The sequence below is a fragment of the Streptomyces sp. NPDC001889 genome (assembly GCF_053594535.1).
In genome coordinates, this window is the sequence record NZ_JBSFER010000001.1 from 39,915 (window position 1) to 61,142 (window position 21,228).

At 75.4% G+C, this 21,228-nt stretch carries 18 protein-coding genes and 1 pseudogene; 6 read left to right on the forward strand and 13 right to left on the reverse strand.

The genetic code is table 11. The annotated features are described in order from the left end of the window. Positions 1-15: 15 nt before the first annotated feature. The 8 genes and pseudogenes from ACWCRA_RS00115 to ACWCRA_RS00150 all read right to left on the reverse strand — a co-directional run bounded on the left by ACWCRA_RS00115 (position 16) and on the right by ACWCRA_RS00150 (position 8,132). The gene (locus ACWCRA_RS00115) at positions 16-1,389 is read right to left on the reverse strand and encodes a YcaO-like family protein (RefSeq protein ID WP_451066397.1); all 1,374 of its coding nucleotides are present in this window, start codon (positions 1,387-1,389) and stop codon (positions 16-18) included. Further along, complete coding sequence (locus ACWCRA_RS00120; RefSeq protein ID WP_451066398.1) at positions 1,386-2,882, reverse strand: CocE/NonD family hydrolase; 1,497 nt, start codon at positions 2,880-2,882, stop codon at positions 1,386-1,388. Before ACWCRA_RS00120 ends, ACWCRA_RS00115 begins: the two co-directional genes overlap by 4 nt. After that, a complete protein-coding gene (locus ACWCRA_RS00125; RefSeq protein ID WP_451066399.1) occupies positions 2,879-3,973 on the reverse strand; it encodes a hypothetical protein in 1,095 nt (364 codons plus the stop codon). Before ACWCRA_RS00125 ends, ACWCRA_RS00120 begins: the two co-directional genes overlap by 4 nt. A gap of 131 nt (positions 3,974-4,104) precedes the next feature. Beyond that, positions 4,105-4,248: a streptamidine family RiPP gene (amiA, locus tag ACWCRA_RS00130; protein ID WP_351545567.1), complete on the reverse strand. Its 144-nt coding sequence runs from the start codon at positions 4,246-4,248 to the stop codon at positions 4,105-4,107. Positions 4,249-4,336: 88 nt separating this feature from the next. Next, positions 4,337-5,153 (reverse strand): annotated as a pseudogene (locus ACWCRA_RS00135) (ABC transporter ATP-binding protein). Continuing rightward, positions 5,150-6,220 (reverse strand): FecCD family ABC transporter permease, encoded by a 1,071-nt coding sequence (locus ACWCRA_RS00140; RefSeq protein ID WP_451066400.1) that lies wholly within the window; start codon positions 6,218-6,220, stop codon positions 5,150-5,152. The pseudogene ACWCRA_RS00135 and the gene ACWCRA_RS00140 overlap by 4 nt, the downstream one beginning before the upstream one ends. After that, on the reverse strand, positions 6,220-7,167 hold the full coding sequence (locus ACWCRA_RS00145) for a FecCD family ABC transporter permease (protein WP_451066401.1): 948 nt from the start codon (positions 7,165-7,167) through the stop codon (positions 6,220-6,222). Before ACWCRA_RS00145 ends, ACWCRA_RS00140 begins: the two co-directional genes overlap by 1 nt. Beyond that, the gene (locus tag ACWCRA_RS00150) at positions 7,164-8,132 is read right to left on the reverse strand and encodes an ABC transporter substrate-binding protein (protein WP_451066608.1); all 969 of its coding nucleotides are present in this window, start codon (positions 8,130-8,132) and stop codon (positions 7,164-7,166) included. The genes ACWCRA_RS00145 and ACWCRA_RS00150 overlap by 4 nt, the downstream gene beginning before the upstream one ends. Before the next feature lie 112 nt (positions 8,133-8,244). Between ACWCRA_RS00150 and ACWCRA_RS00155 the strand changes: the two genes are divergently transcribed. Together ACWCRA_RS00155 and ACWCRA_RS00160 are read left to right on the forward strand one after the other, a co-directional pair. Beyond that, positions 8,245-9,525: a hypothetical protein gene (locus ACWCRA_RS00155; RefSeq protein ID WP_351545576.1), complete on the forward strand. Its 1,281-nt coding sequence runs from the start codon at positions 8,245-8,247 to the stop codon at positions 9,523-9,525. A 116-nt stretch (positions 9,526-9,641) separates the two neighbouring features. Next, entirely contained in the window at positions 9,642-10,415 is a 774-nt protein-coding gene (locus ACWCRA_RS00160; protein ID WP_351545578.1) for a hypothetical protein, read from the forward strand. Positions 10,416-11,008: 593 nt separating this feature from the next. Here ACWCRA_RS00160 and ACWCRA_RS00165 read toward each other — a convergent pair. After that, on the reverse strand, positions 11,009-11,782 hold the full coding sequence (locus tag ACWCRA_RS00165; RefSeq protein WP_351545581.1) for a GntR family transcriptional regulator: 774 nt from the start codon (positions 11,780-11,782) through the stop codon (positions 11,009-11,011). Between the two features lie 149 nt (positions 11,783-11,931). Here ACWCRA_RS00165 and ACWCRA_RS00170 point away from each other — a divergent pair, with 149 nt between their 5' ends. Together ACWCRA_RS00170 and ACWCRA_RS00175 are read left to right on the forward strand one after the other, a co-directional pair. Beyond that, positions 11,932-12,780 (forward strand): (2Fe-2S)-binding protein, encoded by an 849-nt coding sequence (locus ACWCRA_RS00170; protein ID WP_451066402.1) that lies wholly within the window; start codon positions 11,932-11,934, stop codon positions 12,778-12,780. Between the two features lie 232 nt (positions 12,781-13,012). Beyond that, positions 13,013-14,107: a DUF2637 domain-containing protein gene (locus ACWCRA_RS00175; RefSeq protein ID WP_351545587.1), complete on the forward strand. Its 1,095-nt coding sequence runs from the start codon at positions 13,013-13,015 to the stop codon at positions 14,105-14,107. Between the two features lie 64 nt (positions 14,108-14,171). Here ACWCRA_RS00175 and ACWCRA_RS00180 read toward each other — a convergent pair whose 3' ends face one another. The 3 genes from ACWCRA_RS00180 to ACWCRA_RS00190 all read right to left on the reverse strand — a co-directional run bounded on the left by ACWCRA_RS00180 (position 14,172) and on the right by ACWCRA_RS00190 (position 18,185). Beyond that, a complete protein-coding gene (locus ACWCRA_RS00180; protein WP_351545590.1) occupies positions 14,172-14,633 on the reverse strand; it encodes an ATP-binding protein in 462 nt (153 codons plus the stop codon). A 203-nt stretch (positions 14,634-14,836) separates the two neighbouring features. Beyond that, positions 14,837-16,579: a pyruvate dehydrogenase gene (locus ACWCRA_RS00185; protein ID WP_451066403.1), complete on the reverse strand. Its 1,743-nt coding sequence runs from the start codon at positions 16,577-16,579 to the stop codon at positions 14,837-14,839. Between the two features lie 115 nt (positions 16,580-16,694). Then, on the reverse strand, positions 16,695-18,185 hold the full coding sequence (locus ACWCRA_RS00190) for a protein phosphatase 2C domain-containing protein (RefSeq protein WP_451066404.1): 1,491 nt from the start codon (positions 18,183-18,185) through the stop codon (positions 16,695-16,697). A gap of 161 nt (positions 18,186-18,346) precedes the next feature. Between ACWCRA_RS00190 and ACWCRA_RS00195 the strand changes: the two genes are divergently transcribed. Further along, positions 18,347-19,285 carry a helix-turn-helix domain-containing protein gene (locus ACWCRA_RS00195; RefSeq protein WP_351545599.1) on the forward strand — a complete coding sequence of 313 codons (939 nt, stop codon included), beginning with the start codon at positions 18,347-18,349 and terminating at the stop codon, positions 19,283-19,285. A 48-nt stretch (positions 19,286-19,333) separates the two neighbouring features. Next, on the forward strand, positions 19,334-19,816 hold the full coding sequence (locus ACWCRA_RS00200; protein ID WP_451066405.1) for a DUF456 domain-containing protein: 483 nt from the start codon (positions 19,334-19,336) through the stop codon (positions 19,814-19,816). Positions 19,817-19,853: 37 nt separating this feature from the next. On the opposite strand, the gene ACWCRA_RS00205 is transcribed toward ACWCRA_RS00200, so the two are convergent. Continuing rightward, entirely contained in the window at positions 19,854-21,143 is a 1,290-nt protein-coding gene (locus ACWCRA_RS00205) for an SGNH/GDSL hydrolase family protein (RefSeq protein WP_351545604.1), read from the reverse strand. Between the last annotated feature and the right edge of the window lie 85 nt (positions 21,144-21,228).

Here is a 21,228-nt window from a genome sequence, read left to right on the forward strand (position 1 = left end):
GACGTCCTCCCCTTCTCACATGTGCGGCGGCGGCACGAGCGTGAAGTCCCCCGGGCCCCGCGGCACCCCGGTCCGCCACCCGCGCTCCACCCCCGCCCGGCCGAAGCGCGGCGAGCCGAAGTACCCGAAGGCGGCGGGGGCGTTCGGCACGAGCCCGGAGACCAGCACGCGGGCCACCCGCAGGGGCGTCTCGGCGATGTCCTCCGTCGTCAGGTCGAGCGTGATCACCCGGTGCCCGCCGGCCGCGAGGCGCGCGTCGAGCGCGGCCCGCCCGCCCGCCGCCACCTCGCCGACGCCGACCACCCCGAGCGCGGGCCGGGTGAAGCGGCGGGCGAGCGGCGCGGTGCGCGGGTCCAGCCACACCTGCACATGCGCCCCGAGGTCGCGCACGGCCCCGAAGTCCTCGCCGCAGTCGTCCAGATAACGCCGGTCGGCGCGGTGGTCGAGATAGAGCCCCCGGGCCAGGGTCCCGGCCTCGACGGCCCGGAACACCCATCCGTCGGCGTCGATCGCGCCCTGAGTGAAGACCCAGGTGTGGACGGCCTCCAGGACGGCCTTGCGGGCGGCGTCGGCCGGGTCGTACCGGCAGGCGAACCCGGCGGCGTACAGGGAGCGCGCCGGATCGTGCACCAGCGCGGCCATGCAGGGCGCGAACTCCGACGGCAGCTCCACGATCCACACATCGAGCGCGGACCCCTCCAGATCCCGGGCGAGGCCGGGCACGGAGGCGGGGTCGATGCCCCGGGCGGGTCCGTCGAGATGCCACCACAGCTCCAGGGCGTCCCGCTCGACGACTTCGAGCAGCCCGCGCTCGACGGCGTCGCCGAGGCCCTGGCCGGTGGCGATGCCCGCGTAGTTGAGGTGGTGGGTACGGGGCAGTTCGCGCAGCGCTCCCTGGCGCCAGTTGAGGTGGGTGAGGGCGACGGGGGCCCAGCACTCCTCTCCGTCCTCCCGGGCCCGGGCCCAGAGCGCGGGGGTGTCCGGGGTGAGGGGGCGGTAGGGGAAGCGGGGGCGGGCGAGCTGCCAGTCGGCGTACGCGGGCAGCTCCCCGGGTCCGTACAGCCGGCGCCCCTCGGCGAGGAGTTCGGCGGCGGTGGCGCGGCGGGGGGCGTCCGGGTGTCCGGCCGGGGGCAGCCGGTTGCCGCAGTAGCGCTCGACGGCCTCGGCGACGGCGGCGGTCCTCGCGCCCGCCGGGTCGCCGAAGGTGGTGCCGAGGGAGACCCGGTCGGCGGGCCAGGCGCCGAAGCGCCGGGCGTCGGAGACCTCGGCGGTCATGGCGGTGTAGCGGGGCGGGGCGCCGGGCGGATGGGGTACGGGGCCGACCGCGCGGATCACTCCGCAGACGGGGTCCACGAGGTCGTCGGGGCTCAGGGCGGACAGCGGGGTCATGTGCAGTTCTCCTGTACGGGGTTGACGCGCCGGCCGGGTCCGGTGGCGAGGAGCAGGGCGCTGCCGTCCATGCGCACGGACCGGTACGAGGGCAGCAGCCGGGTCGCGGTCACCGGGTCCTCCCCGGTGTGCGGGTTGCGGGCGTGGGCCGGGAAGTGGTGTCCGGCGATCTCCAGCCGGAGGCGGGTCCCGGGGGCGAGCCGGCGGGCGAGGTGCCCGAGGGGGACGGTGAACTCCGCGCTCCGGCCGGCCGGGTCGGCGCGGCGGGCGGTGCCGAGGGCGAGGGGCTGGGCGCGGCCCCGGGGGTCGAGGGCGGTGAGCCGGACGAACCAGTCGGCGGCCGGGGTGTCGGCGGTGGCGCGGAGCCGGGCCTCGGCGGGGCCGAAGAGGTCGAGGGGGCGGGGCAGCGGCGGGGTGAGGAGGAGGGCGCGGTCGGGGGCGCGATGGGCGGGGATGTCCAGGCGGTCGGAGCGGACGGGGTGGCCGGGGTCGGCGAGGAAGTCCCCGCCGTGGAGGAGGCGGAGCCCCTCGGGGTGGCCGAAGGGGCGGGACACGGTGGGCGGGGCGGGGTCGGGCGCGTACCAGTGCGGGCTGTCGCCGAGGGCGACGGCGCCGCGCCGGCCCGCCGCGAGGGTGCCGTCGAGGGCGGCCCTGGCCCAGCGGACGTACAGCCCGCCCAGGTTGATCCGGTGGGCGGGGCGGGCCTCGGGGGCCGGGTTCGCGGTGAGGGCGTGGCCCCAGGGGCCGAGCAGCAGCCTCGCGGGACCGCCCCAGGCACGCCAGAGGCGGAGGGTGTCGGCGGCGAAGGGGTCGCGGGTGCCGCCGACGGCGAGGAGGGGCGGCCGGGCGGCCGGGGCGCGGGAGACCAGCAGGTCGCGGGGGCCGGTGTGCCAGAGGGCGGGCCAGGAGGGCAGGGGCCGCCCGAGGCGCTCGGGGAGCGTGGTGACCGGGAGGTGTTCGAGCAGCCGGGGGTCGGAGGCGAGGGCCCGGTCGAGGGCGGCGGGGTCGGAGTCGGCCCGGTCGCCGTGCGCGGCCCACCAGCCGGCGCGGCCGAGCAGCCGCTCCGCCCCGGAGGGTTCGCGGGCGGTCTCGGCGGGGCCGAGCGCGGGTACGGCGGCGATCACGGCGTCGGGGCGTCCGGCGGGGTCGTCCGCCGCCGGGCCACTGTGGTCGCCGAGGGCGGCGGTGAGGGCGCAGTACGCGGCGTAGGAGGCCCCGACGGTGACGATCCGCCCGTCGGACCAGGGCTGTTCGCGCATCCAGCGGAGGGTGGCGGCGGTGTCGGCGGCCTCGGAGCGGTAGGGGTGCCAGGTGCCGGTGTCCGCGGCCGTGTGCCGGCCGCGGACGTCCTGGAGCACGGCGGCGAATCCGCGGGTGGTCCAGGCGCGGGCTTCGGGGAGGTGGTGGCGGAGGTCGTAGGGGGTGCGGAGGAGGACGGCGGGGATGGCTCGGGCGCGGGTTTCGGGGAGGGTGAGGTGGGGGTGGGGGGTCATGGGTGTGCCGGTGCGGGCGCCGGTGAAGCCCCGGGGGCCCGGGGTGCGGGCGGGTCCTCACACGCCGGACCGGCTGAAACGACCGGTGCGGGCGCCGGCGAAACCCCGGGCGCCCCGGGTACGGGCGGGTCCTCACACGCCGGACCGGCTGAAACGACCGGTGCGGGCGCCGGCGAAACCCCGGGCGCCCCGGGTACGGGCCGGTCCACACACGCCGGACCGGCTGAAACGACCGGTGCGGGGAGGTTCCCGAGTGCCGGATCGGTCGGTGGGACAGGGAGGACGGGGTGGGTGGTCAGGGCGAGGCGGGGGAGGGTGAGGAGGCGGAGGTGGCGGTGGGGGGTGTGCGGGGAAGCCGCCCAGGCGAGGAGATCGGCGGTGAGGAGTCCCGCCGTCAGGGCCGCCGACGCGGGGGTGTGGGCCGGGGCGGGGGACTCGGCGCGCGGGCCCGCCCAGTAGGCGGCGAGTTCGCGGTGGGCGGGGGTCGCGGCCAGCCGGCGGAGGCGCAGATGCGCGGAGGTCACATCGCCGGGGGCCGCCGCGAGGGGCTCCACATGGACCAGGGCGCCCTCGCGGTGGCAGCGCAGCCAGGCGATGCCCCGGGACGGCAGCAGGTCGGCCTCGTCCCAGAGCCCGGGTGGCACGGGCCCGTCCAGACACCACACCACGGCGGTGCGTCCGTCGCCGGGCGGCGGCCCCGGCGGCCCCGGCAGCGGGGAGTCCGGCCCGAGGTGCCGTATCTCTCCGCCCTCGGAACGGACTTGGCGGGCGAGCGGCTCGGTGAGCACCGGATCGCCCACGAGGTGGACCCGGTGCCCGCTCAGACCGCCCCGGTCCGGGGCGCCGTCCCCGGCGAGGTATCCGGCCGCCGCGAAGGCGGCCGTGAGCCGGGCGGCCCCCGGGTCCCGCCCGGCGGGCGCCCCGTCCAGCGCCGCGAGGAGCGCGGCCTCGCTCACGCCCCCCGTGTCGACCCGGAGGAACTCCCCCTCGGGAGTGCGGACCGCGAGCCCCCGCCCGGGGACGGAGAGCAGGGCGACTCCGGGGGCGAGCCGCTCACCGGACGGGAGGGGTGGAGGGGGCGGGAGGGACATGGGAGTGCTCCAGGGATCGGCGGATTCACCGGGAAGGGCGGAGGGCGGAGAGGGCGGGCCCGCCCGGAAGCGGGAGAGCTGTCCGGGCGGGCCCTGGTGCGGACCGGCGGGGAGGCGGTCCGCCCGTACGGCTACTTGTCGCTGTCGGCGCCCGCGTCCACCGCCGCGTCGTCCCCGTCGAACGGGTTCTCCACGAGGGCGTTGGAGTGGGTCGCGGAGAGATGGGCGAGCTGCCCCTGCTCGGCGATCGGGGTGAACACCTTGTGCTGCTCCATGGGTTGAGCCTCCATTCGTCGGTTGCGCCCGCGCATGTCCATGCCCGGGCCCGCGCCGCCGGCCGTGACCGGCGCCGCACCACAGACACTAATGAATATGATTTTCATTCCGCAAGAGCTGTCGGACCGTCCATCGGGTGATCCGGGTAACAGACCGGCCAGCCGCCCTCGGGATCACGCCCCACCCGCCCCACCACACCCAGCACATCCGCCAGCAGCCCCGGCGTCACCACCTCCCCCGGCGGCCCGTCCGCCGCCACCACCCCCCTGCGCAGCGCCACGATCCGGTCCGCGAACCGGGCCGCGTGGCCGAGGTCGTGAAGGACCATCACCACGGTCAGCCCGCGCTCGGCGCGCAGCCGTACCACCGTGCGCATCACCTCCAGCTGGTGCCGCAGATCCAGATAGGTGGTGGGCTCGTCCAGGAGCAGGACGCGGGTGTCCTGGGCGAGGGCCAGGGCGAGGCGCACCCGCTGGCGCTCACCGCCCGAGAGCGCGTCCACCGGCCGGTCCGCCCAGCCGGCCACCCCGACATCCGCCATGGCCCGCAGGGTCACCCCGTCGTCGGCGTCCCGGAGCATCCCGAGCGGCCCCCGGACCGCGTACCGCCCCTGGCGCACCAGCTGGCGCACCGTCATCCCCGGCACGGCGGGCGCGGACTGGTGCAGCAGCGCCACCCGGCGGGCCGCCGCCCGGCGGCTGAGGCCCGCGAGGTCGTCCCCGTCGAGCAGAATCCGGCCGGCGCGCGGACGCAGCAGCCCGGAACAGAGCCGGAGCAGGGTGCTCTTGCCGCAGCCGTTGAGGCCGACGAGAGCGACCAGCTCCCCCGGCGCCACGCTCAGCCCGACCCCGTCGAGCACCGTACGGCCGGGGTAGCCGAAGCTCACCCCCTCCACCTGGATCATGTCTCCTCCTTCACGGAGCGGCGGGCCACCACCAGGAGCAGCACCGCGCCCACACAGGTCGTCAGCGCGCCGGTCGGCACGCTCAGCCGGTCGGTCTCCAGCGCCTCGGCAAGCAGCCGGGAGGCCGCCTGCGACACGGCGTCGGCGCCGCCGACCACGGCGGCCCCGAGCAGCGCCGCGCCCGGCAGCGCGACGCGCAGCTCCGCGCCGAGGAGGGCGAACGCGAGATGGGGCACGAGCAGACCGACGAAGCCCAGCGCCCCCACGCTCGCGACCGCCCCGGCCGTCAGCGCGACCGCGCACACCAGGGCGCCGGCCCGGGCCCGTCCGGTGCGCAGTCCGGCCGCCGCCGCCTGGTCGTCGCCGCAGCGCAGCAGGGTCAGCGGCGCGGCGAGCGCCAGCGACAGCAGGGACCAGCAGGCGGCCCAGGGCCACAGCAGCTCCCAGTGCGCCCACACCCGGCCCTCGGTGGAGCCGACCAGCCACTGCACCACGCTGCCGAGTTCGCCGGGGGCGACCAGCAGCACCATCGCGGTGAGCCCGGAGAGCACCGCCGAGACCAGTACCCCGTGGACGGCGGTACGGACGGGGTCGGCGCTCTCCCGGCCCGCGAGCAGCCAGAGCAGGCCAGCCCCCGCGAACCCGCCGGCGCAGGCGGCGGCCACCACGGCGGCCGGGGAGTGCCAGCCCGCGATGCCGAGCCCGGTGGCGGCGACCGCGCCGAGCACCGCGCCGGGGGTGACCCCGGTGACCTCGGGCCCGGCGAGCGGATTGCGCAGCGCGGACTGGAGGACGGTCCCGGCCAGGCCGAGGCTCGCGCCCGCGACCAGGGCCACCAGGGTTCTGGGGAGCCTCAGCCGGAGGACGACATGGCGGGCGAGCGGGTCGCCGCCGCCCGTCAGCACCTCCCACACCTGGGCGGCGCCGAGCGCCCGCCCGGCCACGAGTCCGGCACAGCCGACGAGGACGACGACGGCGGCGAGGGCGACGAGCAAGGCGGGTGCGGGGAGCCGCCGTGCCCCGCGCCCGTCCCCCGGCGCGGCGACGGCCCGGGACGGGCGCGGCATCACCGCTCCCTCCCCCGGGCCGACTTGAGCAGGACCACCCCGGCGGGGACCCCCAGCAGCGCGGTCCAGGCGCCCACCGGGGTCTCCACGGGGGCGAGCGCCAGCCGCGCGGGCAGGTCGGCGAGGGCCACGACCAGCGCTCCCCACGCCGCCGACCAGGGCAGCAGCCGTACCGCTTCCGCGCCCGGCCGCAGCCGGCGGGCCAGTTGGGGGGCGAGGAAGCCGACCCAGGCGACCGGTCCGCAGACGGCGACGACCGGGGCGATGAGGACGACGGAGACGGCGAGCGCGGCGAGCCGTGCATGGCGCACCCGTACCCCCAGCGCCCGCGCGTCGTCGTCGCCGAGCCGCAGCACGGACAGGACCGGAGCGCAGAGCACCAGCGCGGGCCCGGCGACGGCGAGCCAGGGCCAGAGCCCGGTCACATCGGGCCAGGTCCTGGCGGAGAGACTGCCCAGCAGATAGCGGTAGATCAGCTGGAGATCGAGCTGATCGGCGAGGACCATCAGCACCAGCAGCGCGGACTGGAGGGCCGCCGCGACGGCGGCCCCGGTGAGCAGCACGGCGGAGGGGCTGCGTCCGAACCCGGCCGCGAGCAGGGTGAGCACACCGCCGGCCGCCGCGCCCGCGATCGCGAGGAACGGCTGCGCGGCGAGTGGCACGGGGACGGCGAGGACCAGCGGCGCGGCGACGCCGAGCGCCGCGCCGGAGGAGACTCCGAGCATCTCGGGGACGGCGAGCGGATTGCGCAGCGCCTCCTGGAGGACGAGCCCGGCCGCGCCCAGAGCGGCGCCCGCGATGAGCGCCAGCACCAGGCGCGGGAGCCGCAGTTCGGTGACGACGATCTCGCCGGCCAGCCCGGTGAGCGGCACCCGGGGTGTGCCCAGGGCGAGCCCGGCGAAGGCCGTCGCCAGGAGCAGGCAGAACACCGCGAGGGAGCGGCTCACTTCAGCCTGGCCGTCGCCTCGTCGAGCACGATCCCGAGCGAGCGCGTGCCGCGCCCCTTCGCCCAGACCTCGGCGTCGACCTCGTACACCCTGCCGTCGCGGACCGCGGGGATCTTGGACCAGAGCGGGTTCCGTGCGAGCTTCCGCGACAGCTTGCCGTCCGCCGGGCCGCCGAAGGAGAGGGTCTCCACGAAGAGGACATCGACGTCCCGGGCGAGGATCTCCTCCATGCTGTAGGAGCCCTCGACGCCCCGGCTCCTCCAGGGGTAGTGGGAGATCTCGGGGAAGAGTCCGGCGGCCACGTCGTTGCCCGGGGTGGCGACGCCGAAGTTCTCGTCGCTGCCGAAGATGATCAGACTGGTGGCGTCGGACGCGCCGGTCTCGGCCCGGGCGAGCTTCTGCCGGAAGGTCCGCTCGGCGGCCTCGCCCCGGGCGGTCCGGCCGGTCAGCGCGGCGAGGTCGCGCAGATACTCCACGCTCTCCCGCCAGTCGCCGGGCTGTACGGGCCAGAAGACCGTGGCGCCCTCCAGCGCGGGGGCGAGCCGTCCGTGGGTGTCCTTCAGCCCGATGACGAGATCGGGCCGGTGGGAGAGGATCGCCTCGGCCTCCGGGCTGAGGAATCCCCCGGGGACCTCGGGGATCTGGCCGGCTTTCTCCTTGCCGAGGAATTTCGGGTGGGCGAGGAGCGCCGAGTTGGTGGCGGCCGGGGTGATGCCCAGTTCGGCCAGCATGTCGTCGCAGAGGGCGACCAGGCAGACGATGCGGCGGGGCGGTCGCGGGGTGGTGACGGTGGTGCCCCTGGTGTCGGTGATGGTGCGGGCCGCGGTAATGGGTTCCACCTGTATATCCGTTTTTTCGCCCTTTTCTCCCTTGCCCCCTCCGGTCGTTCCGGTCGTTCCGGAGGTGCCGCATCCGGCCAACAGGGTTCCCATCACCGCGGCGGCGGCCCAGCGGCGGACGGTCATCAGTGCTCTGCGTGACATCGCTTCTCTCACTCCCGGCGAACGGACAACGAGGCCACATGATAATCATTACCAATAACGTTTCCGTCCCCCGCGCCCCTCCGGAGGAGCTGCCATGCCGGCCGAACCCGCACCGACGACCACCGGGCCCCGACTCCTCGTCGCCGACCAAGTGGCCGGAAACATCAGGGTGTTGAGCCTTCCGGACGGACGGGAGACCGGCCGGGTCGAGGGCCGCCATCTCGCCGAGCACGCCGGATTCCTGGCGCTGCCCGGCGGGCTCACCGCCCTGGTGGACGACCTCGCGGGCGAGCTGGTCGTCCTCGACGCCCACGGGCCCGAGCGCGGCGCGCCGCTGGTACGGGCGGCCGTGCCGGTGGCGGCACCGGCCGAGCACCTGGCCGCCGATCCGTCCGGGCGGCTGCTCGCGGTCACCACCGGGCTCGGGCTGAACAGCGAGGCCTGGAGCGATCTGCTGACCGTGGTGGACCTCGCGGCACCGGGCCGGCCCCGGGCGGTACGGGTGCGGACCCGCCGGGGCGAGCCCGGGGTGACCATCCTGGGGGCGGAGGGGACCAAGGGGGACGCGCTGGTGGTGCTGCGGCACCGCGAGCCCGGGTCGCTCACCGCGTACCGCCACGCCGGTCTGCTGGCCGCCGCGCCCTCGTGTCCGCCCGCGACCCCCGTCCACGAACTGCCGCTGCCGGACCACGACGGCCACGGCGACGCCTGCGATCCGCGCACCGGCCGGGTCTTCGCGGCGGCCGGCTCCGGGGTGCACCGCGCGCGCCGCTCCGGGCCGGCGCTGGTGGCGGAGGAGCCGCTGCCGTGGGGCGGGCCCGGGCGCGGGTACTACCTCCGGCTCGACCCGGTGCGGCGGATGCTCTGGTCCTGTGTGCGGGGCGGCCCGGCCGAGCCGGGGCGGTGGCCGGAGTGGACCAACGACGCCTGGTGGCACCGGCTGGACCCGTGCGGCGCCGAAGACCCCACCGGACGGCTGCCGCTCGGCCCGGGACTGGTGTTCCGGCTGGCGGTCACCGCGCGCGGGGTCGCCTTCGCCCGGGTGCACCCGGACGGCGACGAGTTGATCCTCGTCTCGGCCGGCCCCGGCGAGGAGCCGCGCGTCACCGGGCGGCTGCCGCTGCCCGCGATGGAGGGGGCGCCGCGCGCGGGCGGCACACCCTGGGACGGGGTGCAGCGCCGGGCGGTCGCGGCCTCGCCCGGCGGGGACCTGGTCGCCGTCACCCGGGGCGGCCACGGGGAGATCCACCTGGTGGACGCCGCCCGGGCGCGGACGGTGACGACGCTGCGGGTGCCCACGCCGCTCCACGAGGGCGGGCACCTGGCGCTGATCGGCCCCGGGGACGGGGCCGAGCGCGACCCCGTCGGCCGATGAGAGATTGTGAAATATTTCACCCAACCCCTTGGCCGGGCGCACTGATCCATGCTGAGATGCGATCTACTCAACAGCTCAATGGCGTGCTCGGGGAGGGCATAGTGGCGCATACCGCCATGTCTGGTTCCGGAACCACCGCAGGTGACGACCCCCTCCAGACCGCGGTATGGCGGCTGCGTTCGCGCGGCTGTTGGACCGACGCGGCGGCCTTGCTCCATCCACACGCGGCGGTTCCCGCCGCGGCGCTGGAGCGGGCCGGGCTCCTGGTCGAACGCTGTCTGTTCACGGGGGACGGGTGGGCGGAGGCGGAGGACGCGCTGCGCACGGCGGAGGCCGTCGCGCGGGACGACGAGGAGCGGGGCGGGGCGGCGTCCGAGCGCGGGAGGCTGGCGTACGCGGCGACCCGGCTGGGGGTGCGGGACCGGGCCGACGAGGCCAGGTCGGCGCTCGGCCGGGCGGCGGCGCTGCTCGCGCCCGGGTCGCCGCGCCGGCCGCTGCTGGACTTCCGGCGGGGGCTGGTCGCGGAACACATCGCGGCCTCGCCGCAGGCGGCCCGGGTGGCGTACCGCCGGGCGCACGAGGGCGCGGCGGGGCAGGGGGACAGCCTGCTGCTCTCCTTCACCTGGCAGCACCTGGCGGGGCTGGCGCTTCAGGAGGGGGAGTTGGCGGAGGCGCGGAAGGGGTTCTCGGAGGCGCTGCGGATTCGGGTGGAGCTGGGGTATCTGATCGGGACGGCGCCGACGCTGGCGGCGCTGGCGGAGTGTGAGCCGGAGCCGGAGGCGGGGAGGCTTCGGGCGGAGGCGGGGAGGTTGTTCCGCCTGCTGGGCGGGGTCCCTGTCTGGCTGGCGGCCCAACTCTCCTTCCCCACCCAACCGGAACCGGCCGCCTGACCCCCCGCGCCTCAACCCCCGGCGAGGCTCGGCGATTCCAGCCCCCCGCTCCCCGCGCCACAGGAATCCCGCACAAATCCAGCCCGTCCGGGGGCACCTCCCAGAGGCAGCTCTGGGGGAGTTTGAGGACGGCCCCTGTGCCACGGGGTAGCCCGAGCAAATTCAGCCCGTCTGGGGGCACCTCCCAGAGGCAGCTCTGGGGGAGTTTGAGGACGGACCCTGTGCCACAGGGCAGCCCGAGCAAATTCAGCCCGTCCGGCGATTGAGGACGGACCCCGCACCACAGGACACCCGCATCCCGCGGGCCACCGTCGGGGGCCAGCCCCCGAACCCCCGCTCCTCAATCGCCGGAGGGGCTGGATTTCGTGCCTCGGCACGCCCGGCAGGGCTGGGTGCGTGTGCCCCCCGGCAGGGGCGGGTGGACGTGGCCCCGGCAGGGCTGGGGGGCGTGCCTCCGGCCGGGCCGGGTGGACGTGCCCACGGCAGGGGCAGGTGAACGTGCCCACGGCAGGGGCGGGTGGACGTGGGCCCGGCAGGGGCGGGTGTGTGTCCCGGCGGGGCGGGATTGTCACGCGCATCCCACCACGGGGAGGTCAGGGGGAGGAGAGGGCGAAGTGGGTGTTCAGGAGGGGGTGGAGGGTGTGGGGGTCCGCCAGGGGGAGGGCCTCCAGGAGGGCCGTGTGTTCGGCCGCGTCGGCGATCAGTTCGGCGCGGTGCGGCCCCGGCGCCGCCATCAGCGGCCACTGCGACCGCCGATGCAGATCCGCCGCCACCGCCACCAACTGCTCATTCCCCGACAGCGCCAGCACCGCGCGGTGAAACGCCCGGTCCGCCTCCGCGTACCCCGCCCGATCCCCCTCCTTCGCCGCGGCCATCCCCGCCTCCGCCAGCGGCCGCAGCTCCCCCCAGCGCCCGGCCGGCACCGTGCGCGCCAGCCGCAGGATCACCGGCACCTCGATCAGCGCCCGCAGCTCCGCGAGTTCGGCCAGCTCCCGGTGGCTCCGCACCGCGACCCGGAACCCCCGGTTGGGCACGACCTCCACCGCCCCCTCGGCCGCCAGTTGCTGCATGGCCTCGCGGACCGGGGTCGCGGAGACCCCGAAGCGCTCCCCGAGCAGCGGGGCCGAGTACACCTCCCCCGGCGCCAGTTCCCCGTCCGCGAGGGCGTTCCGCAGGGCGTGGAGGATCTGGCCGCGCACCGAGTGCCGCCGCACCGTGTGGGAGAGCGGGCAGGGCGGCTCGCTGTGGGTGTGCTCGCCCCTCGCCTGCTCCGGCGGCCGGGGACGGGCGGAGGAGGCGGTGGCGGGGGCGGCGGCCGTACGCGGACGAGGGGAAGCCGCCGCCTCACGCGCTCGCGCCTGCTCCATCTCGGTTCCTCCTCCGGCCGGATGCCGGGCCCCGCCGGCCTGCCCCGGGCCCAGGGTGCACGATAGGCGGACTGAACCGCAGTTCAAACACCGACCCGACGGGGTAAGGTAAGGCTTACCTGCTAACGATCGCGATTCGGTGGGCCCTCATGACCCCTCGTCCCGCTCTGCTCCCGCTCCCCGCGTCCCCCGTCGCGGACGCGTACGCCCGTCTGACCCGGGCCTTCCCGAGGCTGTCCGTGCGCGAGCCGGCCCCCGGCGAACGGGCGCCCGAGGGCGACGGCTGGGTGAGCGGGGCGGAACTGGCGTCCGGGGGACCCGCGCTCGACTCCTTTCTGGCCTGGGACGAGGCACAGGTGCTGCGGGACCACGGCCGCCCCGGCCGCCCCGATGTGGTCGCCGGCTTCGGTCTGCACCGCTACGCCTGGCCGGCCGCGCTGCTGATCACCGTCCCGTGGTTCCTGGACCGGCGGGTCCCCCGGCTGGCCCCGGGCCAGTTCTCCTTCCGGCGGGCGCACGGCCTCGCCGTCGTCCGGGTCACGGAGTTCGCCTGTCTGCCGGACGACCCGGCGGCGCACCTCCCCGGCGCCCGGCCCGTCGCGGACGAGCAGGCCCTGCGGGACGAGGTGCGCGTCTCGGTCGCCGCGCACATCGGACCGGTCCTGGAGGGCTTCGCGACCCGGATGCGGCGCGGCCGCAGGGCCCTGTGGGGCATGGTGACCGACGATCTCGTCGAAGGGCTCTGGCACATCGGGAACCTCCTCGGTGAGGAGGAGCGGGCCATCGCGGAGCTGGAGCGACTGCTGCCCCGGACCACCCGCCCGTACGTCGGGACCCCGGGCTTCCGGCATCTGACCGGGCCTCAGGGCGAGCTGATGCCCACCCGGGACCGCGTGAGCTGCTGCCTGTTCTATACACTGCGGCCCGACGACTCCTGTGTCACCTGCCCCCGTACCTGCGACACCACCCGTGTGACACGACTGCTGCCGAATGCCTGACCCCCGCCTCCGGGCAGGTGTCACACTCCGGATGTCATGCCACCCTTCCGGGTGATATAAATCGTACGCAACTCACTCTGCCCGTACGGCAGTTCGAGTAAAACCCATCTATCCGTATGCCGTATGGCCCCATTGGCGTTCTCTTGCCACAAAACCCCCTGGGATCGCCGGGACTTCGGTCAATATGGCGGCCGAAACGCCCTACCGCGATGCAGATGCAAGGGACACCAACATGAGAGACATATCGCTAACCTGGCTGCTCCCCGGCGGCGTCATGGTCGTGGGAGTCCTGGTCGCGGTCGCCGTACTCGCACGCGGCAAGAAAGCCGCCGCCAAGACGCAGCCCGAGGACACCTGGGAGCGCAGCGAGGACCGCCGCAGGCGCAAGGAAGCCATATACGGTACGGCGTCCTATGTACTCCTCTTCTGCTGTGCGGCCGTCGCCGCCGCGCTCTCCTTCCACGGTCTGGTCGGCTTCGGCCGGCAGAATCTGAATCTCTCCGGCGGCTGGGAGTATCTGGTCCCCTTCGGTCTCGACGGCGCCGCGATGTTCTGCTCGGTGCTCGCCGTGCGCGAGGCCAGCCACGGTGACGCGGCGCTCGGCTCCCGGCTGCTGGTGTGGACCTTCGCCGGTGCCGCCGCCTGGTTCAACTGGGTGCACGCGCCCCGGGGTCTGGACCACGCGGGTGCCCCGCACTTCTTCGCCGGTATGTCGCTCTCGGCCGCGGTCCTCTTCGACCGGGCGCTCAAGCAGACCCGCAGGGCCGCCCTGCGCGAGCAGGGCCTGGTGCCCCGCCCGCTGCCGCAGATCCGGGTGGTGCGCTGGCTGCGCGCTCCCCGCGAGACCTTCAACGCCTGGTCGCTGATGCTGCTGGAGAACGTCCGCACGCTGGACGAGGCGGTCGAGGAGGTCCGCGAGGACCGCCAGGCCAAGAAGGAGAGCCAGCTCCGCGCCCGGGACCAGGCCAAGCTGGAGCGGGCGCAGATAAAGGCGCTCAACCGCCAGCACCGCGCCTGGGGCCGGGGCCGTGTCCTGCGCGACCCGGAGCTGCCGGTTCTCGCCTCCGGCCAGGGCGGCGCGAGCCCCAGCCAGTCGGGGAGTTCCGCCCAGGCCCTGACGGAGGGCTCGAAACCTGTCGCGGAGCCTGCCATAGAAACCGGACAGCTGCCTCCTCCCCCTTCGCGGCGCTCTCTCCGGTCCGGCGCCTCGGCCCCCGCCGCTGAGCCGATCACCGTCGACCTCACCGCCGAGGACGACACCCAGACCCTTCCGCGCCTGGACTCCCTGGAGCGCAAACTGAAGGACCTGGAGCAGCAGTTCGGCTGAGCCGGCCCGGGCGCGTGGCCCGGAGGCAGCCGACCCACAGCGACACCCGAGGCCGGTCCGAGATCTATCGGACCGGCCTCCGGTGCAGCTCGAACCAGACGACCTTGCCGACGTTCTGCGTCCGTACGCCCCAGGAGTCGGCGAGGCTCTCCACCAGCACCAGACCTCGGCCGTGGACATCGAGGGCGTCGCGCCGCCTGTCGGGCGGGTCCGGCACCGGCAGCCCGGCCATGAAGTCGCGTACCTCCACCCGCAGGGTCGAGGAGGCCACCGTCGCGGTGACCACCGCCCCGTGCCCGGTGTGGATGAGCGCGTTGGTGACCAGCTCGCTCGCCAGCAGCTGGGCCACATCCGCCGTATCGGCGCCGTCCCACTGCCGCAGCAGCTCCCGGAGCAGGCGCCGGACCTCGGGGACGGACTTGAGATCGGCGCACCCCAGTCTGCGGAGCAGCGGTGCGCGGGCCCCCGCTCCGTTTCGGTGGCTCCCCTGTCCTTTGCCGCCGGCCCCTGCCTGACGCCCAGTCATCATCCCCACCCGCACATCGGAGCTCCACACGACTGACGCTGTGTGTCGAACACTTTCACGGAGAGCACTGCCCCCGGTGGCCTCGGCCCACGCCTCCCCCACGGCCAACCGGTGCCAGGAGCCGGGGGCGATTCGTACCGACTGCGGACACCGGCTACGCCCGATGCGGGAGACGGGTGTCGCCGGGACCGGGACGGTCCGGGTCAGGGCCTGGGCACATTGCGGAGATTGGACCGGGCCATCTGCACCATCCGTCCCACCCCGCCGTTCAGCACGATCTTGCTGGCGGAGAGCGCGAAGCCGGAGACCATCTCGGCACTGATCTTCGGCGGGATGGAGAGCGCGTTCGGATCGGTCACCACGTCCACCAGCGCCGGGCCCTTGTGCCGGAAGGCGTCCCGGAGCGCGCCCGCGAGCTGCCTGGGCTTCTCCACCCGTACGCCATGGGCCCCGGCCGCCCGGGCGAGTGCCGCGAAGTCCGGGTTCACATTGGTCGTGCCGTACGAGGGGAGCCCGGCCACCAGCATCTCCAGCTCCACCATCGAGAGGGAGGAGTTGTTGAACAGCACCACCTTCACCGGAAGGTCGTACTGGACAAGGGTGAGGAAGTCTCCCATCATCATGGTGAATCCGCCGTCCCCGGACATCGACACGACCTGCCGGCCCCGGTCGGTGAACTGGGCCCCGATCGCCTGCGGCAGCGCGTTCGCCATCGAGCCGTGGCTGAACGATCCGATGATCCGGCGCCGGCCGTTCGGCGAGAGATAGCGCGCCGCCCAGACATTGCACATTCCCGTGTCGACGGTGAACACGGCATTGTCGTCGGCCAGCTCGTCCAGCACGGCGGCCACGTACTCGGGGTGGATCGGCACATGCTTCTCCACCTTGCGCGTGTATGCCTTGATCACCCCCTCCAGCGCGTCGGCGTGTTTCCTCAGCATCCGGTCGAGGAACGCGCGGTTCGTCTTGGCCCGCACCCGGGGAGTGACACAGCGCAGGGTCTCGCGCACATCCCCCCAGACCGCGAGGTCCAGTTTGGAGCGGCGGCCGAGATTCTCGGGTCTGATGTCGACCTGGACAATCTTCACGTCGTCGGGGAGAAAGGCGTTGTACGGAAAATCCGTGCCCAGCAGGATCAGCAGATCGCACTCGTGCGTGGCCTCGTACGCCGCGCCGTATCCGAGCAGACCGCTCATGCCGACGTCGTACGGATTGTCGTACTGAATCCACTCCTTGCCGCGCAGCGCGTGGCCCACCGGGGATTTCACCCGCTCGGCGAATTCCATCACCTCGGCGTGCGCGCCCGCCGTGCCGCTGCCGCAGAAGAGGGTGATCCGGTCCGCTTCGTCGATCATCCGCACGAGCTTGTCGATCTCGGCGTCGCCGGGGCGCACCGTGGGGCGGGTGGTGACCAGGGCGTGTTCGATGGACTTCTCCGGGGCGGAGCGGGAGGCGATGTCGCCCGGGAGGGAGACCACGCTGACCCCGCTGCGGCCGATGGCGTGCTGGATGGCGCTCTGGAGGAGGCGGGGCATCTGCTGGGGGTTGGAGATCAGCTCGCTGTAGTGGGAGCACTCGCGGAAGAGCTGATCGGGGTGGGTCTCCTGGAAGTAGCCGAGGCCGATCTCGCTGGAGGGGATCTGGGAGGCGAGGGCGAGCACCGGGGCCATGGAGCGCTGGGCGTCGTAGAGGCCGTTGATGAGGTGGAGGTTGCCCGGTCCGCAGGAGCCCGCGCAGGCGGCGAGCTTCCCGGTGATCTGGGCCTCGGCCCCGGCGGCGAAGGCGGCGGTCTCCTCGTGCCGGACCTGGATCCAGTCGATGGCGGAGTTGCGCCGGATGGCGTCGACCACCGGGTTGAGGCTGTCGCCGACGACTCCGTACAGACGCTGGACGCCGGCCCGGACGAGGATGTCCACGAACTGTTCCGCGACGTTCTGTCTGGCCATGGGATGGGCACCCTCTCTGCGGCGTGACGGCCCTCGGGTCCATCAACCCACGGGTGGCGCCGCCCCGCCTCCCGGTCGCGGCCGAGTGGGGTGGGGCCGGCCGGGCCCCGGGCGGTCAGCTCTCCCAGACGGCGGCGGCGGTGCGGTCGTCGGCGTACCCCTTCACCCGGAGCTGGGTGTCCGCCAGGAAGGCGGCGAGTCCGGGCGGTTCGCCGGGGCCCGCCCAGCGCCGGGCCAGCTCGGCAGCGAGCCGCGGCTCGGAGCGCAGGGGGTCGGCGAGGCCGGGGCCGCAGAGCAGCAGGGTGTCGCCGGGGCGGGCGGCCGAGGCCCGGAAGCGGAACGGCTCCGGGGTCCGGGGTTCCGGGGCGGGCGTGGTGGGTTCGATGTCCTGCCAGACGCCGCCGCGGAGGCGGAGGAGGGCGCCGGGGCCGACGCCGAAGAAGATCCGGGTGCGGCAGCCCGGGTCGGCGGAGAGCAGCAGACAGCGCAGCCCGGCGGTGTACTCGGCGGGGTCGACCCCGCGCTCGGCGGCGGTGGCCCGGAGCTTGCCGAGGCCGCGCTCGGTGAGGCGCTGGAGGCCGGATCTGAGGTCTCCGCGCCGCCCGGTCCTGATGTCCTCCGAGAGTCGGGCGTGGCTGCGGCCGATCGCGCCGCCGATCCAGCGGCAGGCGTCGGCGGCGGCGAGATGCGCCCCGGCGGTGCCCCGCGCCCCGCTCCCCACGGCGACCAGCACCAGCGCGGCGCTCCCGCTCCCGAACCGGGCGGTGAGCAGCGCTTCCCGCCGCACCTCCCCCCGGTACCGCGCCGAGTCGCCGCGCGCGGACACGGCCCGGAGCGTGCAGGTGCCGTACCGGGCCCCGTCGAGCACGGTGTCGGCGACCAGGTGCGGGAGGTTCTCGGGCGTGGCGGAGGGGAGGGCCGTCGGCTCGGCCTCATAGGTGGGAGGCCCCTCGCCGACGTACCCCGGGGGGTGCGCCTCCGGCGCGGGGACGGGGATGGGCCCGGGGGCGCCCGGGGGCTGGGCCGCCTCAGGCGGGGGCGGCCACGGGCGGGACCCGGGGGCGGTCGCGCTCGGGGGCGGGGGCTGTGGCGGGGGCGCCTCAGGCAGGGGTGGTGACGGGCTGGGCCCCGGGGCGTTCTCCGGGGGCGGCGCCGGGGCATCCTCGGGACCGTGCCACCCCGCTCGCGGAGGCCGGCCCCCGCCCGACACCGAAGGGCCGACCGCCGGGGGCGGGGACTGCGGGGCGGTCGCCCCCGGCGCGGGGACGGGAGTGGGCGCGGGCGCGCCCGGCGGCGGGGGCGCCTCCGGCAGGGGTGGTGACGGGCTCGGTTCGGAAGGGGTCTCCGGGGGTGGGGGTGGTGACGGGTGGGGGTGCGGCGGGGGGCTCAGCGTCGGTGGTGGGGTGGGGTGCGGGTCGAGCGGGGGTTCCCAGGGGGCCCGGTGGACGGGTGGGCGTATGGGTTCCGGGGCGGGGGCGGACATCGCGCCGAGGGCCGAGTCGAAGCGCGCCTCCAGGCTGTCCCCGCCCGTCTCGGGCGGTTCCGTCCCCGGGGCCGACTCCTCGTACAGCCGGTTCCACCAGTCGTCTGCGGCCTGCTGACTCATGCCCTTTATTGTCCACCGGGAGCGGGGTGGAGAAACAAGATCGCCCCAACTGGCCCCGGAACGCGCCCTCTTGTGCTCGGGGCCGCCCCGGGGTGCCCTCCCCCGGCCGGACGGGTGCCCCGGGCGGGGCATGATGTGCGGATCGGGAAGGGGAGGTCCGGGTGCTGGGAGCGATTGGTCTCGACGCGAGGCAGGAGTCCGCGTACCGCGCGCTGGTCGCGCTCGGAGCGGCGGAGGTGGCGGATCTCGCGCACCGTCTCGCCCTGCCGGAGACCGATACGGAGCGGGCGCTGCGCCGGCTGGAGCAGCAGGGGCTCGCGGCGCGGTCGTCGGCCGGCGCGGGGAGGTGGGTCGCGGCGCCGCCGGGGGTGGCGCTGGGGGCCCTGCTGAGCCGGCAGCGGCAGGAGCTGGAGCGGGCCGAGGTCGCGGCGACGGCGCTGGCCGAGGAGTACCGGGCCGAGGCCGCGGGGACGGCCGTGCACGATCTGGTGGAGGTGGTGACCGGGGCGAGCGCGGTCGCGCACCGGTCCGCGCAGTTGCGGCTGGGGGCGGCCGACGAGGTGTGCGCCCTGGTCACGGCGGCGGGCGCGTGGCCCGACCCGCCGCCCGGGGTGGCCTGCCGGGTGGTCGCCGAGCGGGACGCCCTGCCGGCCGGTCCCCCGGCGCCCGGCGGCCGGGGCCGGGTGCGGGTGGTGGACCGGGTGCCCAGCGCGCTGCTGGTGGTGGACCGGGCGCTGGCGATGATCCCGCTGACCCCCCGGGACGCGGAGCCCGCCGCGCTGGTGGTGCACGGCTGCGGGCTGCTGGAGTCGCTGCTCGGCCTCTTCGAGGCGGTGTGGCGGGAGGCGCTGCCGCTGCGGCCCACGCCCGGCGGGTACGAGGAGACGGCGGCGGGCCCCGACGCGACGGATCTGGAGATCCTGTCGCTGCTGCTCGCCGGGATGACCGACGCCCGGGTGGCGAAACGTCTGGACCTGGGGCTGCGGACGGTGCAGCGCCGGGTGAAGGGGCTGATGGAGCTGACCGGGGTGACCACCCGGCTCCAGCTGGGCTGGCACGCGTACGCCCGGGGCTGGGTGGCGCGCGATCCGGCCGGGTGACGCCGGCCCGCCCCTGCGGGAACCGCCGGTTTCCCGCACCCTTGGCAGATGGGCGTGTGGCAGCTTCTGCTGGTCGGCCTGGTGATGGTGCTGGGCCTTGTGGGGGTCCTGGTGCCCGGTGTGCCCGGGCGGTGGCTGGTGTGGGCGGCGATGCTCTGGTGGTCGCTGCACGAACTCTCCCCGGCGGCCTGGGTGCTGCTGGTGGCCTCCACCGCGCTGCTGCTGGTGGACCAGGTCGTGGTGTGGCTGCTGCCGCCGCGGCGGCAGCGGGGCACCGGGATCACCCGGCGGATGGCGGTCTTCGCCGGGCTGGGGGCGGTGGTGGGTTTTGTCGTGCTGCCGGTGGTGGGGGCGATCCCCGGTTTCATCGGCGGGATCTACGGCACCGAGCGCCTCCGCCTCGGCGGCCACGGGCAGGCGGCGGCCTCCACCCGGGAGGTGATGCGGGCGGCCGGGACGAGTGTGCTGGTCGAGCTGTTCGCCTGTCTGGTGGTGGCGGGGGCGTGGCTGGTGGCCGTCCTGTGGACCTGAGCCCGGGAGGGCTGTGGGTCCGGTGGGGTCAGTCGGGTCAGTGGGACTCGGCGCGGACCCGGAGCCGGTCGAGGTCGACGGCGTCGGCCAGGGCCCGCATCCCGGCGTCGTTGAAGTGGAGATGGTCCCCGGGGTCGTAGGCGGGGTGGATACGGGTGGGGTGGGCCGGGTCGCGGACGGCGGCGTCGAAGTCGGCGACCGCGTCGAAGACCCCGCCGGTCCTGATGGTGTGGTTGATCTGCCGGCGGACCGCCTCACGGTCCTCGGTCCAGGCCGGGTTGCCGCCGAACGGGGCGATGGTGGCGCCGATGACCTGGATGCCGCGGGCGTGGGCCCGGCGGACGAGCTGCCGGTGGGCGGCGTCGAAGACGGCGGGGTCGCTCTGGACGGGGGTGTTCTTGATGTCGTTGACGCCCGCGAGCACGATCACGGTGCGCACCCCCGTACGGGAGAGCACATCGGCGTCGAAGCGGGCGAGCATGCTGGGCCCGGTGCCGTCCAGCAGCAGCCGGTTCCCGGCGATCCCCGCGTTGAGCACACCCGGGCGGCGGTGCGGGGGCAGTTCGCCGAGCCGGGCGGCGAGCCGGTCGGGCCAGCGGCGGTTGGCGCTGTTGGTGGAGCCCGAGCCGTCGGTGATGGAGTCGCCGAGTGCGACGACGCTGCCCGGGGTGCGGGGGCTGAGCACATCGACACCGGTGACGTAGTGCCAGGACCCGGTGGTGGTGGTGTAGGCCGCGCCGCCCTCGTCGGCGGTGCGGTCGCCGGCGCCCGGGGCGAGGAAGTTGGTCTGGACGGCGGACCGGTGCTGGGTCGCGGGGCCGGCGGCGGTGGGTGTGTAGACCGTGATCAGGAGGTTGGCGCCGGCGGGCACCGTCATGGGCACGGGGTCGGTGACCAGGTCCCGGCCGGTGGGGACGGTGACGGCGCGGGCGCCGTCGAAGTACGCCCGGCGCATGGTGCCGGGGGCCGCCTCGGGGCTCTTGGGCAGGCCCGGCCGCTGGAGGGCGATGGTGACCGCGCCGATGGGCAGGGGCGCGGTGCCGAAGCGGTTGGTGACCCTGACGCGGGCGGCCCCGCCGCCGACGCTGGTGTGCACCACATTGCGGATGGAGGTGCCGGGGAGCGCGGGGACGGCGTGCGAGGGCGAGGCCTGCCAGGTCCCGGCCCAGCCCCGGTGGTGCGCGGCGGCGGAGGCCCGGCCGGTGCCGCTGCCCGCGCCCTGGCCGTCCCGGGTGCCCGGTCCGGCGGAGAGGGTGCCCGACGGGGTGAGCAGAGTGAGTGTCACCGCTGCCACCGCAGTGGACAGCAGCCGCCGGGACGTGGTCATCAGCTCCGCCTGTTCGCCTCGGGGCCGACGGCCCGCAACCTCACCCGACTATACGAGTTCCACCGCGCGGTCGCGGTCACCGCCG

Excerpts from the sequence above, each read along its gene's own strand:
- ACWCRA_RS00205 (WP_351545604.1), bottom strand. The coding sequence starts at position 21,143 with ATGACCACGTCCCGGCGGCTGCTGTCCACTGCGGTGGCAGCGGTGACA.
- ACWCRA_RS00150 (WP_451066608.1), bottom strand. The coding sequence starts at position 8,132 with ATGACCGTCCGCCGCTGGGCCGCCGCCGCGGTGATGGGAACCCTGTTG.
- ACWCRA_RS00200 (WP_451066405.1), top strand. The coding sequence starts at position 19,334 with ATGGGCGTGTGGCAGCTTCTGCTGGTCGGCCTGGTGATGGTGCTGGGC.
- ACWCRA_RS00190 (WP_451066404.1), bottom strand. The coding sequence starts at position 18,185 with ATGAGTCAGCAGGCCGCAGACGACTGGTGGAACCGGCTGTACGAGGAG.
- ACWCRA_RS00155 (WP_351545576.1), top strand. The coding sequence starts at position 8,245 with ATGCCGGCCGAACCCGCACCGACGACCACCGGGCCCCGACTCCTCGTC.
- ACWCRA_RS00140 (WP_451066400.1), bottom strand. The coding sequence starts at position 6,220 with ATGCCGCGCCCGTCCCGGGCCGTCGCCGCGCCGGGGGACGGGCGCGGG.
- ACWCRA_RS00160 (WP_351545578.1), top strand. The coding sequence starts at position 9,642 with ATGTCTGGTTCCGGAACCACCGCAGGTGACGACCCCCTCCAGACCGCG.
- ACWCRA_RS00180 (WP_351545590.1), bottom strand. The coding sequence starts at position 14,633 with ATGACTGGGCGTCAGGCAGGGGCCGGCGGCAAAGGACAGGGGAGCCAC.
- ACWCRA_RS00165 (WP_351545581.1), bottom strand. The coding sequence starts at position 11,782 with ATGGAGCAGGCGCGAGCGCGTGAGGCGGCGGCTTCCCCTCGTCCGCGT.
- ACWCRA_RS00115 (WP_451066397.1), bottom strand. The coding sequence starts at position 1,389 with ATGACCCCGCTGTCCGCCCTGAGCCCCGACGACCTCGTGGACCCCGTC.
- ACWCRA_RS00120 (WP_451066398.1), bottom strand. The coding sequence starts at position 2,882 with ATGACCCCCCACCCCCACCTCACCCTCCCCGAAACCCGCGCCCGAGCC.
- ACWCRA_RS00125 (WP_451066399.1), bottom strand. The coding sequence starts at position 3,973 with ATGTCCCTCCCGCCCCCTCCACCCCTCCCGTCCGGTGAGCGGCTCGCC.
- ACWCRA_RS00170 (WP_451066402.1), top strand. The coding sequence starts at position 11,932 with ATGACCCCTCGTCCCGCTCTGCTCCCGCTCCCCGCGTCCCCCGTCGCG.
- amiA (WP_351545567.1), bottom strand. The coding sequence starts at position 4,248 with ATGGAGCAGCACAAGGTGTTCACCCCGATCGCCGAGCAGGGGCAGCTC.
- ACWCRA_RS00185 (WP_451066403.1), bottom strand. The coding sequence starts at position 16,579 with ATGGCCAGACAGAACGTCGCGGAACAGTTCGTGGACATCCTCGTCCGG.
- ACWCRA_RS00175 (WP_351545587.1), top strand. The coding sequence starts at position 13,013 with ATGAGAGACATATCGCTAACCTGGCTGCTCCCCGGCGGCGTCATGGTC.